This window comes from Ruegeria sp. AL7 (genome assembly GCF_056536105.1).
The window spans coordinates 1,044,405-1,056,453 of record NZ_JBQFJF010000001.1 but is presented as its reverse complement, the minus strand read 5'-3'; the positions used below and the strand labels follow the sequence as shown (position 1 = coordinate 1,056,453).

The window sequence follows — 12,049 nt, the reverse complement described above, 5'->3', positions numbered from 1 at the left end:
CAGAACACTGTCGTTTCGCATCGGATTAAGACCAAAGATGCGCTTCCGCAAACTCGACTGAGTTTCCGGCCGGGTCGCGCACGTACAAAGATCGTGCGCCTCCGGGCCAGTCAAATTCTGCGTCTACGGGGACATTCCAGTCCAGAAGGTGCTTGCGCATTACCGCGATTTCATCACGGGTCAGTACAAGACACACATGCCCGGCACCACGGGCGCCATGTGGCGGAACGGGCATGTCCGGGTTGAGGGGCGGCTGTTCCGTCTGTTCCGGGTTAAAGATCAGCAGGACCGATCCGCCAATTCGGTAAAACACGTGGCGGTCGGCGACACGCTGAATGCGTTTCAGGCCCAGTACTTCGCCGTAAAACTGTTCTGCTGCGTCCAGATCATCGACATAAAGCGACGCTTCCAGAATCGCCGAAGGGGCCGGTATTCCGGGAGTTAGTTTCATGACTCAAGTTTAGCAGATCAGGGCAGGGTATGTCACCGGCGCGGTCGACGGTCGCGTTTTCGTTGCGGTGTGGTGTTCAGGGATGGCATGGGCAGGCTGTCCCACTGGCCCGGTTCCAGATCGTCCAGAGTCCAGTCTCCGATTCGATAACGGATCAGGCGCAGGGTCGGCAGGCCCACGGCGGCCGTCATTCGACGCACCTGACGGTTTTTGCCCTCGCGTATGGACAGTTCTATCCAACTGTCTGGAACTGTCTCGCGTTCGCGGATTGGTGGGGTGCGGGGCCACAGGTCGTCTGGCTCGTCGATCTGGCGCACCTTCGCCGGACGGGTCAGGCCGTCTTTCAACTCGACGCCGTTTCGCAGCGCTTTCAGGGCGGTTTCGTCCGGGATGCCTTCGACCTGAACCCAATAGGTTTTTGCCATCTTGTGCTTGGGATCCGATATCTGCGCCTGCAACTTGCCGTGGTCAGTCAGCAGCATCAAACCTTCGCTGTCACGATCCAACCGACCGGCGGGATAAACCCCGGGCAGATCGATGAAATCGGACAGTGTACTGCGCGGAGTATCCCCATTGTCGCGGTCGGTGAACTGCGGCAGCACATCATAAGGTTTGTTGAAGCGAATGAACCAGGACATGACCCGCGCATACCCCGAAGAGTGCGTCCCGCGCAAGCTGTGGATAACTGTCATGCGCCTGTTACGGATTCGCATTACCCAGTTTGCGACATATTGTGGAAAATCAGGGCTTGTCAGAGTATTAACACGATATATAGTTATACTAAGGCCGGGGCGGGTGTTCCCCGCTCTGATGTCAAAAACGGGCAGAGCAGAGCGAGGAGCGATTCTGATATGGACGGAGACTTCAGGACCGAATTTGTCAGGGAGCCTGGTGCGCTGAAGCATCATCCGGCATTGGTTTTGAACGCCGATTATCGCCCCCTGTCTTATTACCCGTTGTCCCTGTGGCCCTGGCAGGAAGCGATCAAGGCCGCCTGGCTGGATCGCGTCGACATCGTGGCCGAATACGACGAAGTGGTTCGCAGCCCAAGTACTCAGATCCGAATACCTTCGGTCGTTGTTCTGAAAGACTATGTAAAACCCAGAAAGCGCGTGGCCTTCACGCGCTTTAATTTATTTCTGAGGGACGAGTTCCGGTGCCAGTACTGTGGCAGCCGCGGTGATTTGACCTTTGATCATGTGGTGCCACGCGCCGCCGGTGGGGTGACCAGTTGGCAGAACGTTGTGGCGGCGTGCAGCCCGTGCAACCTGCGCAAAGGGTCGAAATCGCTGCGTCAGGCAGGAATGAGCCTGCGAAAGCCGCCCCGTCAGCCTGACGCCGAAGCACTGCGCAATGTTGGTCGGAAGTTTCCGCCCAATCACTTACACGAAAGCTGGATCGATTTTCTGTATTGGGATGCTGAGCTGGACGAATTCTAGGCCTTGCTTGCCCGCCACGCCGCGAGCCAGATCAGTACCAGAACAGCCGAGGCAATGGCATTCCATCCGGCCATCGAGATGTTGAACATTTCCCACGGGATATCGTCGCAGCGAACCAAAGGCGCAGACATAATCTGATCGAACAGATCGTCATTCGACATCCCACTGATGCTGCCGGATGTGCAACTGGTCGGACCTTCCCACCACCCTTGCTCAACGCCAGCGTGATAGAACCCGATGCCCGAAGTGGCGGCGGCGGCCATTGCACCACAGAGGGGCAGGAAACTTAGCCTTGGTAAGGCCAACGCCAAAACGCCAATCGCGATTGCGACCCCATGCGGGTAGCGCTGCCATATACACATTTTACACGGGGCAAGGCCGCCCAGATATTGAAAGCCGAAAGCTGCCAGCAGAAGGGCCAGGGACCCAAGACTTGCCAGTGCGATAAGTTGTGAACGTCTCGTCATAGGTATTTCACCACCAGGAAGCCGCCGAACAGGAGGACGATGAACAAGGTGAACATCAGCCCCAAGCGTTTTTCAATAAATTCACGGATCGGCTCGCCAAAGCCCCAAAGCAAGGCCGCAACAAGGAAGAACCTGAGCGCTCGTGCCAGTATCGACGTTGCGATGAATGTCCCAAGCGGCATTCCTGTCCAGCCGGACATGATGGTGATGACCTTGTACGGGAAAGGCGTCACTCCGGCGGCCAGGACCGCCCAGAACCCGAAATCGTTGAAGCGGGTGTTGAATTCTTCCATCGCATGGGCCTTGCCCATGGATTCAAGAATGGGCTGCCCCAGACTTTCATAGAAAAACGCACCAATCGCATAGCCCAGCATCCCTCCCAGAACCGAAGCCACCAGAGCAACAGTTGCAATCAGCCAGGCGCGCGACGGGCGCGCAAGGATCATCGGAATCATCAGAACGTCGGGGGGGATTGGAAAGAACGAGCTTTCGACAAAAGCCACTACGGCCAGCGCCCACAGCGCATGAGGGTGTTCCGCCAGACGAATTGTCCAGTCATAAAGCGATCGCAACATTTAGCACTCAAATCCCGTTCTCGACCCGGGAAAGCCAAACCACGCACCTGACGGCCCGTCAACCATCGCAGTGGAAACAAATGGATTATTGGATGATTTTTGCCTCTGGACCTTCCCTTTGATGGGCGCTAATCCAGTGTCCGTGGCCCAAGTGGCGGAATGGTAGACGCAGGGGATTCAAAATCCCCCGGTAGTGATACCGTGCCGGTTCGAGTCCGGCCTTGGGTACCAAAGTAAAAACAGGGAGTTAGGGGAACCTGCTTCCTGTTTTTTCTTTTCGGGCCACTTGCGTGTTCGCACACTTAATTCTTACTTTTCGATCTGGTCTGGTTCCTTTCAGTCCTCTGGTATCAACTTCTCCCTGCGAAATGGCACCATATACGACCCGCTGTTGAACCGACCTGAACAAATTTGGGAGCAAAGATCAGGAAGACCGATCTGGCGGGTATTCCTGTGTGCCAGAGGGGAAAATTCGAAATTTGCGCTCATATATGCGGATTGATGCGAGTCAGGCTGGCGCTGGCCTTGACATTGAAAGTATCTGAATGAACCCTCAAAGGGGTTGGGAGAAACTGGAAAATTCAACAGGTTGCACCTGCTGTAAGGCGGGCCGATCATCGTTATCGGCACAGTTTTATGGGCAGATGATCGATTTGAATTCCAACTGCCAGACAAAAATGTGGGAGTATTGAAATGAGAAACAGCAGCAAATTGAGCCTCGGCGCGTTTGTAACCGCAGCCATGTTGGCTCCGGCGGCTTATGCCGAAGAGTTCATTACAATCGGTACCGGCGGCGTGACCGGTGTTTACTATCCGACAGGTGGCGCGATCTGCCGTCTGGTGAACAAAGGCCGGAAAGAACACGGTGTCCGCTGCTCGGTCGAATCGACCGGTGGCTCGGTCTACAACATCAACACAATTCGCGAAGGCGAGCTGGAATTCGGTGTTGCCCAGTCCGACTGGCAGTATCACGCGTATAACGGCACCTCGAAATTTGAAGAGGCCGGTCCTTTCGAAAATCTGCGCGCCGTCTTCTCGGTCCACCCCGAGCCCTTTACCGTTGTGGCCCGCGCCGATGCAGGCATCACAAACTTTGAAGACCTGAAAGGCAAGCGCGTGAACATCGGGAACCCCGGTTCCGGTCAGCGCGGCACCATGGAAGTTCTTCTGGGCGAAATGGGCTGGACGACCGATGATTTCGAACTGGCGACAGAGCTGAAAGCGGCTGAACAATCGGCTGCCCTGTGCGACAACCAGATCGATGCTATGGTTTATACCGTTGGTCACCCGTCTGGTTCGATCCAGGAAGCCACCACAGCCTGTGACTCGGTTCTGGTGAATGTCAGCGGTGAAGCCGTGGACAAGCTGGTCAACGACAATTCGTTCTACCGTACTGCAACCATCCCCGGTGGCATGTACCGTGGTTCTGACGGCGACACCCAGACATTTGGCGTAGGAGCGACTTTTGTGACTTCGGCAGATGTGTCGGACGACGCGGTATATGCGGTGGTCAGCTCGGTCTTTGAAAACTTCGAAGACTTCAAAAAACTGCACCCGGCGTTTGCCAACCTCAAGCCCGAAGAGATGATCGCAGATGGCCTGTCGGCACCGCTGCATCCGGGGGCCGAGAAGTATTACAAAGAAAAAGGCTGGATTCAGTAAACCAGACCTGACGCAGGGCGCTTTTTAGGGCGCCCTGCACAACGCCTGTACCAAGCAGGTGAGTCAGAAGGTCAAAAATGGCCACGACGGGGAGACATTTGATGAATTCCGACACTCAATCCAATCGTCCGCTTTCCGAAGAAGAGCTTCAGGATCTGGTCGCATCATCCGACGCGGGCGGGCGTAATCCGGTCGGGAATGTAGGTGTCTTCCTGGCCATTGTAGCCGCGATCTGGTCGATTTTTCAGGTTATCCTGGCGTCGCCGCTCGCGAACTACGTGTTGCCGGGCAGTGTGGTAAACAATGCGCGGCAATTCCATCTTGCCTTCGCTCTGTTTCTGGCATTTGCGGCATATCCAGCGCTGAAAACCAGCCCGCGTGGCTTTATCCCGATTCAGGATTGGATCATGGGCTTGGTCGGTGCGTTCGTCGCGCTGTATGGCTATTTTTTCTATGACAAGATCGTAAATGCAGGCGGTTTGGCCGACGATACGGACAAATGGGTCGCGTTGCTTGGCTTGGTGCTACTGTTCGAGGCCGCGCGACGCGCGCTTGGCCCGGCCATGGCAATTATCGCGACGATCTTTTTGGCCTATGTCTTCTTTGGCGCATCTGAATGGGTGCCGGAAGTTATCCGCTGGAAAGGTGCGAGTCTCAAAAAGGCGATGAGCCATATGTGGATCACGTCTGAAGGCGTGTTTGGCATCGCATTGGGCGTTTCCACGAAGTTTGTGTTCCTGTTCGTGCTGTTTGGCGCGCTGCTGGATAAGGCCGGGGCAGGGAACTATTTCATCAAGATGGCCTTTGGTGCGCTCGGGCATCTGCGCGGTGGTCCGGCAAAGGCGGCCGTTGTTGGTTCTGCCGCAACCGGCCTGATCTCGGGCTCGTCGATTGCCAACGTTGTGACAACCGGAACATTTACCATTCCGCTGATGAAGCGAGTGGGCTTTAGCAGTGAACAGGCCGGATCGGTCGAAGTGGCCTCATCGGTCAACGGTCAGATCATGCCACCTGTGATGGGCGCGGCTGCCTTCCTGATGGTGGAATATGTGGGCATCTCATATGTCGAGGTGATCACCCACGCCTTCCTCCCTGCGGCGATTTCTTACATCGCGCTGGTCTATATCGTGCATTTGGAAGCTGTGAAGCGAAACATGCCGACTTTGGGCGACCGTGACGTGCATCTGGCGCGAACCGTTGTGGGTATGTTGGCTTTCTTCCTGGTGTTTGCAGGGCTTTGTTACGGCTCGCAATTCCCGGTCGATGCTGTAACAAGCTGGGTACCGTCTGCGGCAGGCCTGGTGCTGAGCTTGATCGTCTGCGCGGTTTATGTCGGATTGCTCTATCTGGCCGCTCAGGTGCCGGACCTTCAGCCGGACGATCCGAATGCAAAAGAGGTCACGCTTCCTGTTATCGCTGATATTTATAAGGCAGGTTTGCATTACCTGCTGCCGATCATCGTTCTGGTTTACTTCCTGATGATCGAACAGAAATCGCCGGGACTGTCGGCGTTCTGGGCGACCGCTTTGCTGTTCGTAATCCTGCTGACGCAGAAACCGCTCAAGGCTCTTTTCCGGGGGCAGAGCAATCTCAAGAACACCTTTGTCGATGGCGTCGCTGACCTGTGGCAGGGGTTGATTGATGGTGCACGGAACATGATCGGTATCGCGCTGGCAACTGCCACTGCGGGCGTGATCGTCGGCACAGTGACTTTGACGGGTGTTGGTCAGGTAATGGCTGACCTGGTCGAGTTCCTTTCAGGCGGCAATCTTATCCTTATGCTGGTCATGGTTGGGCTGCTCAGCCTGATTCTGGGCATGGGTCTGCCGACCACGGCGAATTATATCGTTGTCAGCTCGTTGATGGCCGGGGTCGTCGTTGAACTGGGCGCGCAAAGCGGGCTGATTGTACCGTTGATCGCTGTGCACCTGTTTGTGTTTTACTTCGGGATTATGGCCGATGTTACACCGCCTGTTGGGCTTGCAAGCTTCGCGGCGGCTGCTGTGTCGGGCGGTGATGCGATCAAAACCGGTTTCACGGCGTTCTTCTACAGCCTGCGCACCGTGGCACTGCCTTTTGTGTTCATCTTCAACACTGATCTTCTTTTGATCGACGTTACATGGCTTGAAGGGATCACGGTGGCCGTTTTCGCGACCATAGCGATTCTGGTCTTCACGGCGGGTACGATGGGGTATTTCCTGACCCGCAGCCGTATCTATGAAAGTGTCGCGCTCGTTCTGGTGGCATTTGCCCTGTTCCGACCGGACTATTTCATGGATCGCATCTCGCCTCCGTTCAAATCGGTTGAACCTGCTGCATTTGAAGAGACCATTGGTCAGACACGGCCGGGAACAGATGTACGCCTGGTCGTCGCGGGCCCCGATTTCGATACGCTCGAGATGGTGGATACAACCGTTGTTGTCACTGTGGGCGACGAAGAAGGAGGGGCCGCGCGAGCCGAGGCGATGGGCTTGCTGCTGGTCCCCGAGGACGGACTGATCAAGCTTGACGAGCCGCTGTTCGGCACGCCAGTGGCCGACGATCTGGGCATCTTCGACTACTATGGCGATGAACCCGTACGCCTGGCCTCGGTCAGCTTACCGTCCGACCAGCTGCCCAAGCAGTTGGTTTATATCCCAGCGATGATCCTCTTGGGACTTATCGCGTTCCTGCAACGCGGCCGTGCCGCCAGACAAGGGGTGCCCGCATGACACGTTCTGTTCTGTGTGCCATTGATATCAGCAATGGCGAGATTGATGCTCCGGTCCTGAAGAAAGCCGCAGCTTTGGCGGATCTGGAAGGGGCACAGTTGGATGTTGTGACTGTGTTGCCCGATTTCGGGGAAAGCTGGGTGTCCGGGTTCTTTGAATCCGATTTTCACGACAAGGCGTTGGCTGAGGCGCAGGCCAAACTGACGGCGCTGTGTATTTCGGCATTGGGGGCCGAGCGCAATGAAAGCATCCGCCATGTCGTTGCGACAGGCACAGCCTATCAGGAGATTCTGAAAACCGCCGAAAGCGCCGGTTCCGATCTGATTGTGATCGGCGCGCATAAGCCGGATTTTAAGGACTACCTGCTTGGCCCGAATGCCGCGCGAGTGGTGCGGCATTCCAACGTCTCGGTGTATGTCGTTCGCTGACTGATTTTCCAGCGCGCAAAAGATCGCGTCGCTGGTCGTGAACAAATATCGGGTTGGTTCAGTAGCCTGTCATCTCAAGATAGCCAACGCCTTCATGGCTGCCGGTTACGGTGACAGGGCCTTCCCAGTATTCGAAACTGGTACCCATCCACACATCAGGTGTCAGGGCGGAGACCTGAATTTCTATGCCCCGGTCCACAAGATCGACTTGCCAGTGTGTCGGGATGTCACGCCCGGCAACCTCGTTGGTACTCAGCGGCAAAAGGCTGATTGAGCCGTTGGGGATGGCCTCAGTACTGCCGTCTGAATTGATCCAGGTGGCCGAAGTGAAGTCGCCTCGGTCCCCGCGCAGGCGAAAAGCCATCAATTTATCGCCGCCCTCAAAACTGAGCGAGAACCAATCCCAACCCCTCTGATCTGCCGCCAAGGGTTGTGAGGACCATTCCCGATCCAGCCAGCCCTGACCGGTTACACGGACTTCACTATCCGGCAAATGCAGCACGCCTTCGACAGAATAGAAGGGCTGCGAGTAATAGTAACTTGCCTGCCCATCAGAAGATTTGACCGAATAGCCCGCGTCTCCGTGAAGAACCAATGGCCCTTGCGCAGTCAGCGAAAGGTCATAGCCGAAGTCTTTACCATTTGCCGTCAGCGACAGGCTGTCCAAATCCGATCCGGCCATGCGCCATTCATCAATCCAGGCCTCAAACGGTTGTGCAGTTACACCGGCCTGCCCAATCCCCCCGCGTGATAATCGCTCGGTAAAAAAATGAGCCTTGGGGGTCGTAACAGCAGCATGACCCATCCAAAGTTGCGGGCTTTGCCATCCGTCGCTGTCATAGGGCTTCAGGGCTGACCGGAACAGGGTCCATTGAATGCCATAGTCCAGGCCGTCGTCCCCTTGGAGATTGGCCGTCAGATACCACCATTCGATGCGGTAGGCCGGGTGGGGGCCGTGGTCCCTTGGGAAATCAAACTCATACCCGGCTACTGGCACGTCAAAGCCTTCGGCCGACCCGCCGAGACCTGCGTAGCCCTGCGCCCAAAGCGGTATCGGGTGGAGCCACATAAGAAGGAACAGGAGGGTCCTAACGTTCATTGGCGAACACTCTCAGCAGATCGGCGGGTGGCAGGCGCAGCATCCGTAGCGCGGGCAGGGCGGCGGCAAGCAGGGCAGCAAGAAGGGTCAGTAGAAACAGCCACAGCCAATCCCAGGGGAAGACGAACATCGGCAGGCGCCAACCAAAAGCCTGAACGTTGATCACCGTCAGCAGAACCCATGCCAGAACAAGCCCAAGTGGCAACGCCAGACAGGCGGTCAACGCAGCCAGCAATAGGCTGCGCAACAGTTCCAGCCCTGCAAGTTGCGCCCTGTTCAGCCCCAGCGCCCAGACCGGTGCGATCTGTGGCAGGCGCTGGGTCCACAGGGTCAGAAGACTGGTGAGAATGGCAAATCCCGCCACGCCGAGGGTCAGCACATTCAAGGCCGAGGTCACGACAAAAGTCTTCTCAAATATCGACAGCGACTGCGCCTTCATTGCAGCTTGCTGTACGACAGCCTGACGTGGAAGGTTGAACCGTTCCCTCAAGGTTTGCGCCATTTCGGTTGCGTTTTCGGGGTTTAGACGAATGCCAAAACGGCGGGCCTCCGTACCCGGAGCGATCCGGTTCAGTTGGTCCATCGAGACGATGGCTTGCCCGGTAGGATTCCCATAATCCGAATAGACCCCGGCGATGGTCAGGATGTGGTCCGGCGATAAGGCCAAAGCACCGCCGGGCCAGAGATCGGCACGTCGCGCCAGTTGCTCGTTGATCAGAACCGCACGTCCGGCCATGACGTCATCCCATGCATTCGGCGTTGAGGTGATCACTGGCCAGTTCTGCCGATAGACCGGATCATCCACGACACCGTAAAGAAACAGAGGCCCCGTTTCGTGCGACAATTCCACATTTCGGATTGGCAGAATGGCTTCGACCTGAGGGCGCAGCCAGTCGGTAATCTCCTGCCCCTGATCGTCGTCGCTGGCAGTCAGGTAGAGTTCTGACGTCAGGCGCTGGTCAAGCCACCCGACGAATGTCAGCCGGAAGCTGGACACCATCGTGCCTACGCCGACATTCGCTGCCAAAGCCAGCAACAGCGCCATCAGGGCAAGTGACAATCCGGGCAATTGTGCCCGCATATCTGCCCAAACCCATTGGGCAACAGGCCCCCGCGCCGCGCGGCCGCAGAGTGAAAGCGTTAGAGACAAAAGCGCAGGCAACATCAACGCTGAACCGGTTAGCAAGCCAGCCAACAGGGCAAACCCGGCGATCAGCCCCCCGAAAGTGACATAGGCCAAACCGCCACCCAGAATCATGATCAGACCCATCGCCGCAGCAAGATGGCGCGCGCGGGGGTCGCCCCGCCACGCTTGAACGCCCGGACTTGCCAGCAGGGGCATACGCGACAGGCGCCACAATGCGTGACCGCTGGCCAGTAAAGTGCCAAAGACTGCCATGGCGATCCCTGCCAAAACCCATTGCAGTTGCAGCGTCAGTTGCCCTGTTACTGGTGCGCCGTAAAGGCCACGCAACGTGGCTGCGACATCAGGCAGAAGTGCTCCGGCCAGAAAGAAGCCCAAAAGCAACCCGACGAGCCCACCGATCAGGGCCAGAAAAGTCAGCTCGGCAAGGATCAGCCAGACCAACAATCGCATCGAAACACCCAATGCCCGCAGGGTACGGATGATGCCTCTGCGTTGTGCAAAGGCCAGCCCGACCGTGCCGTTGACGATAAAAAGGCCGACCGCAAAGGACAGCAATCCAAAGGCTGACAGGTTCAGGTGGAAACTGTCGGTCAGCCGAGCAGTGTCGATCTTTTGTGACGGGCTGATGCGTTCCAGCTCTGGCGCGATCGTGGTCAGGGGCTGAAGCCCGCGGGGTTGATCGGGCAGAATAATGAGCCGCGAGACTGAACCGGGCTGATTCAGAAGACGTTCGGCAACGCCGATATCCGTCAGGATCACATCCGGCGGCAGCGCTGAGGTACTGAGAACCGGGGGCAGAGTATCGTGACCGCGCAACAAGTGCTCCAACTCTGTCGAAACCAGCAGGCGGCCCGGAGCAGTCAATATGTCCGCCGGGTCGGGCGGCGCACCGCTTTGCTGGGCCTCGGTAATTGCGGGCAAGGCGGGATAGGCCACCATATCCACGCCCATCAAACGCAACGTACGTCCAGCGACCCGATAAGGGCCTTCCAGTACGGCGGCCACCTGCCATCCTGCGCGACGCAGGTCGACATAACGGGACATGGGGATGAAACCGGCTGGATCGCGCAATTCGCCAAACTGCCCAAGTGCCAGTTGGGCGTTGGCACGGGAATAGCTGGCGCGGGCCTCCGCATTGATGGCCTGTACAGCGGACCACAGACCAGTTGCCAGGGCGATACCGATCAGCAGCGTTGCCAGTTGCAACCAATGCACCCGCCAATGGGACAGCAGGGCCTGGACGACGGCAGATGTCATTGGATGCACCCGCCGCTCAGGCGTAGGTGCGTGTCCAGTCGGGCCGCGATCTGCGGGGAATGCGTCACCAGCAGCAAAGCTGCGCCAGTATCAGAAACAAGTGACAGCATCAGGTCCAGCACTTTGGCGCTGGCGGTTTCGTCAAGATTGCCTGTCGGTTCGTCCGCCAGCAACAGTTTCGGGCGCGCTGCCATGGCGCGTCCGATGGCCACCCGCTGTTGCTGTCCGCCCGACAAGCTTTCGGGGTAGCGGTCCAGCAAATCCAAAAGCCCAAGCCGTTCGGCCAGTTGCCCAGACCAATTGACATCCTCTGTACCTGCAAGGCGGGCATGAAAGGACAGGTTTTGCCCCACGGTCAGCGATGGGATCAGGTTGAACTGCTGGAACACCAGCGAAACCTTACTGCGCCGCAACTCGGCCCGGCCCGCATCATCTAAAGGGGATAGCGGCGTGCCATCCAGCGTGATTTCTCCACCGTCGAAACTGTCCAGGGCGGCGGCCAGGTTCAGCAAAGTGCTTTTTCCACTGCCGCTTTCACCGGTCAGTGCAAGCGTTTGTCCCTGATCCAGTGTCAGAGACACGTCGCGCAGAACGGGCCGCCCGCCGGGGTAAGTTTTCTGAACTCGGTCGATGATCAACAGCATGAAGCGCCCTTTTTGCAGAGGATGTGCGTTGGACTTCCCAACTGTCCAGTGCAGACCTTACTCCGGTTCCTTTCGCCGCAGGCTACTTCATCTGGCGGCGGGGTTGTGCCTTGTGGTTCTAAAGGTCATTGTGCCCAGGCAATCCATGGTCGAAATTCAGGGTGAGAAT

Annotated in this window: 11 protein-coding genes and 1 tRNA gene; 5 read left to right on the top strand and 7 right to left on the bottom strand. The window is 57.3% G+C overall.

The features are described from left to right. Positions 1–25 precede the first annotated feature (25 nt). The gene (locus ACR3E2_RS05285; protein ID WP_480472925.1) at positions 26–451 is read right to left on the bottom strand and encodes a VOC family protein; all 426 of its coding nucleotides are present in this window, start codon (positions 449–451) and stop codon (positions 26–28) included. Between the two features lie 32 nt (positions 452–483). Then, positions 484–1,089, bottom strand: coding sequence for an rRNA large subunit pseudouridine synthase E (locus tag ACR3E2_RS05280; RefSeq protein WP_480476745.1), 606 nt, complete (start codon positions 1,087–1,089; stop codon positions 484–486). Between the two features lie 213 nt (positions 1,090–1,302). Between ACR3E2_RS05280 and ACR3E2_RS05275 the strand changes: the two genes are divergently transcribed. After that, positions 1,303–1,890 (top strand): HNH endonuclease, encoded by a 588-nt coding sequence (locus tag ACR3E2_RS05275; protein WP_209503840.1) that lies wholly within the window; start codon positions 1,303–1,305, stop codon positions 1,888–1,890. On the opposite strand, the gene ACR3E2_RS05270 is transcribed toward ACR3E2_RS05275, so the two are convergent. Together ACR3E2_RS05270 and ACR3E2_RS05265 are read right to left on the bottom strand one after the other, a co-directional pair. Continuing rightward, positions 1,887–2,357: a disulfide bond formation protein B gene (locus ACR3E2_RS05270; protein ID WP_480480807.1), complete on the bottom strand. Its 471-nt coding sequence runs from the start codon at positions 2,355–2,357 to the stop codon at positions 1,887–1,889. The two genes, ACR3E2_RS05275 and ACR3E2_RS05270, sit on opposite strands and share 4 nt — an antisense overlap. Then, positions 2,354–2,932: a YqaA family protein gene (locus ACR3E2_RS05265; protein WP_480472921.1), complete on the bottom strand. Its 579-nt coding sequence runs from the start codon at positions 2,930–2,932 to the stop codon at positions 2,354–2,356. The genes ACR3E2_RS05270 and ACR3E2_RS05265 overlap by 4 nt, the downstream gene beginning before the upstream one ends. A 145-nt stretch (positions 2,933–3,077) precedes the next feature. On the opposite strand from ACR3E2_RS05265, the gene ACR3E2_RS05260 reads away from it, so the two are divergent. The 4 genes from ACR3E2_RS05260 (at position 3,078) to ACR3E2_RS05245 (ending at position 7,733) form a co-directional block, all read left to right on the top strand. Further along, positions 3,078–3,163, top strand: a tRNA-Leu gene (locus ACR3E2_RS05260). 462 nt (positions 3,164–3,625) lie between these two features. Next, entirely contained in the window at positions 3,626–4,594 is a 969-nt protein-coding gene (locus ACR3E2_RS05255; RefSeq protein WP_267364467.1) for a TAXI family TRAP transporter solute-binding subunit, read from the top strand. A gap of 101 nt (positions 4,595–4,695) precedes the next feature. Further along, the gene (locus tag ACR3E2_RS05250) at positions 4,696–7,305 is read left to right on the top strand and encodes a TRAP transporter permease (protein ID WP_480480809.1); all 2,610 of its coding nucleotides are present in this window, start codon (positions 4,696–4,698) and stop codon (positions 7,303–7,305) included. Continuing rightward, on the top strand, positions 7,302–7,733 hold the full coding sequence (locus ACR3E2_RS05245; RefSeq protein ID WP_480480811.1) for a universal stress protein: 432 nt from the start codon (positions 7,302–7,304) through the stop codon (positions 7,731–7,733). The genes ACR3E2_RS05250 and ACR3E2_RS05245 overlap by 4 nt, the downstream gene beginning before the upstream one ends. 58 nt (positions 7,734–7,791) lie before the next feature. Here ACR3E2_RS05245 and ACR3E2_RS05240 read toward each other — a convergent pair whose 3' ends face one another. Genes ACR3E2_RS05240 through ACR3E2_RS05230 form a run of 3 tightly spaced genes read right to left on the bottom strand, consistent with a single transcriptional unit; the run spans position 7,792 to position 11,880 of the window. Next, a complete protein-coding gene (locus tag ACR3E2_RS05240; RefSeq protein WP_480480813.1) occupies positions 7,792–8,832 on the bottom strand; it encodes a lipocalin-like domain-containing protein in 1,041 nt (346 codons plus the stop codon). Continuing rightward, entirely contained in the window at positions 8,822–11,236 is a 2,415-nt protein-coding gene (locus ACR3E2_RS05235) for an FtsX-like permease family protein (protein WP_480480815.1), read from the bottom strand. The genes ACR3E2_RS05240 and ACR3E2_RS05235 overlap by 11 nt, the downstream gene beginning before the upstream one ends. Beyond that, complete coding sequence (locus tag ACR3E2_RS05230) at positions 11,233–11,880, bottom strand: ABC transporter ATP-binding protein (RefSeq protein ID WP_480480817.1); 648 nt, start codon at positions 11,878–11,880, stop codon at positions 11,233–11,235. The genes ACR3E2_RS05235 and ACR3E2_RS05230 overlap by 4 nt, the downstream gene beginning before the upstream one ends. Positions 11,881–12,049 lie beyond the last annotated feature (169 nt).

Coding starts and splice junctions, on each gene's coding strand:
- ACR3E2_RS05270 (WP_480480807.1), bottom strand. CDS start 2,357: ATGACGAGACGTTCACAACTTATCGCACTGGCAAGTCTTGGGTCCCTG.
- ACR3E2_RS05255 (WP_267364467.1), top strand. CDS start 3,626: ATGAGAAACAGCAGCAAATTGAGCCTCGGCGCGTTTGTAACCGCAGCC.
- ACR3E2_RS05235 (WP_480480815.1), bottom strand. CDS start 11,236: ATGACATCTGCCGTCGTCCAGGCCCTGCTGTCCCATTGGCGGGTGCAT.
- ACR3E2_RS05285 (WP_480472925.1), bottom strand. CDS start 451: ATGAAACTAACTCCCGGAATACCGGCCCCTTCGGCGATTCTGGAAGCG.
- ACR3E2_RS05245 (WP_480480811.1), top strand. CDS start 7,302: ATGACACGTTCTGTTCTGTGTGCCATTGATATCAGCAATGGCGAGATT.
- ACR3E2_RS05280 (WP_480476745.1), bottom strand. CDS start 1,089: ATGTCCTGGTTCATTCGCTTCAACAAACCTTATGATGTGCTGCCGCAG.
- ACR3E2_RS05275 (WP_209503840.1), top strand. CDS start 1,303: ATGGACGGAGACTTCAGGACCGAATTTGTCAGGGAGCCTGGTGCGCTG.
- ACR3E2_RS05265 (WP_480472921.1), bottom strand. CDS start 2,932: ATGTTGCGATCGCTTTATGACTGGACAATTCGTCTGGCGGAACACCCT.
- ACR3E2_RS05240 (WP_480480813.1), bottom strand. CDS start 8,832: ATGAACGTTAGGACCCTCCTGTTCCTTCTTATGTGGCTCCACCCGATA.
- ACR3E2_RS05250 (WP_480480809.1), top strand. CDS start 4,696: ATGAATTCCGACACTCAATCCAATCGTCCGCTTTCCGAAGAAGAGCTT.
- ACR3E2_RS05230 (WP_480480817.1), bottom strand. CDS start 11,880: ATGCTGTTGATCATCGACCGAGTTCAGAAAACTTACCCCGGCGGGCGG.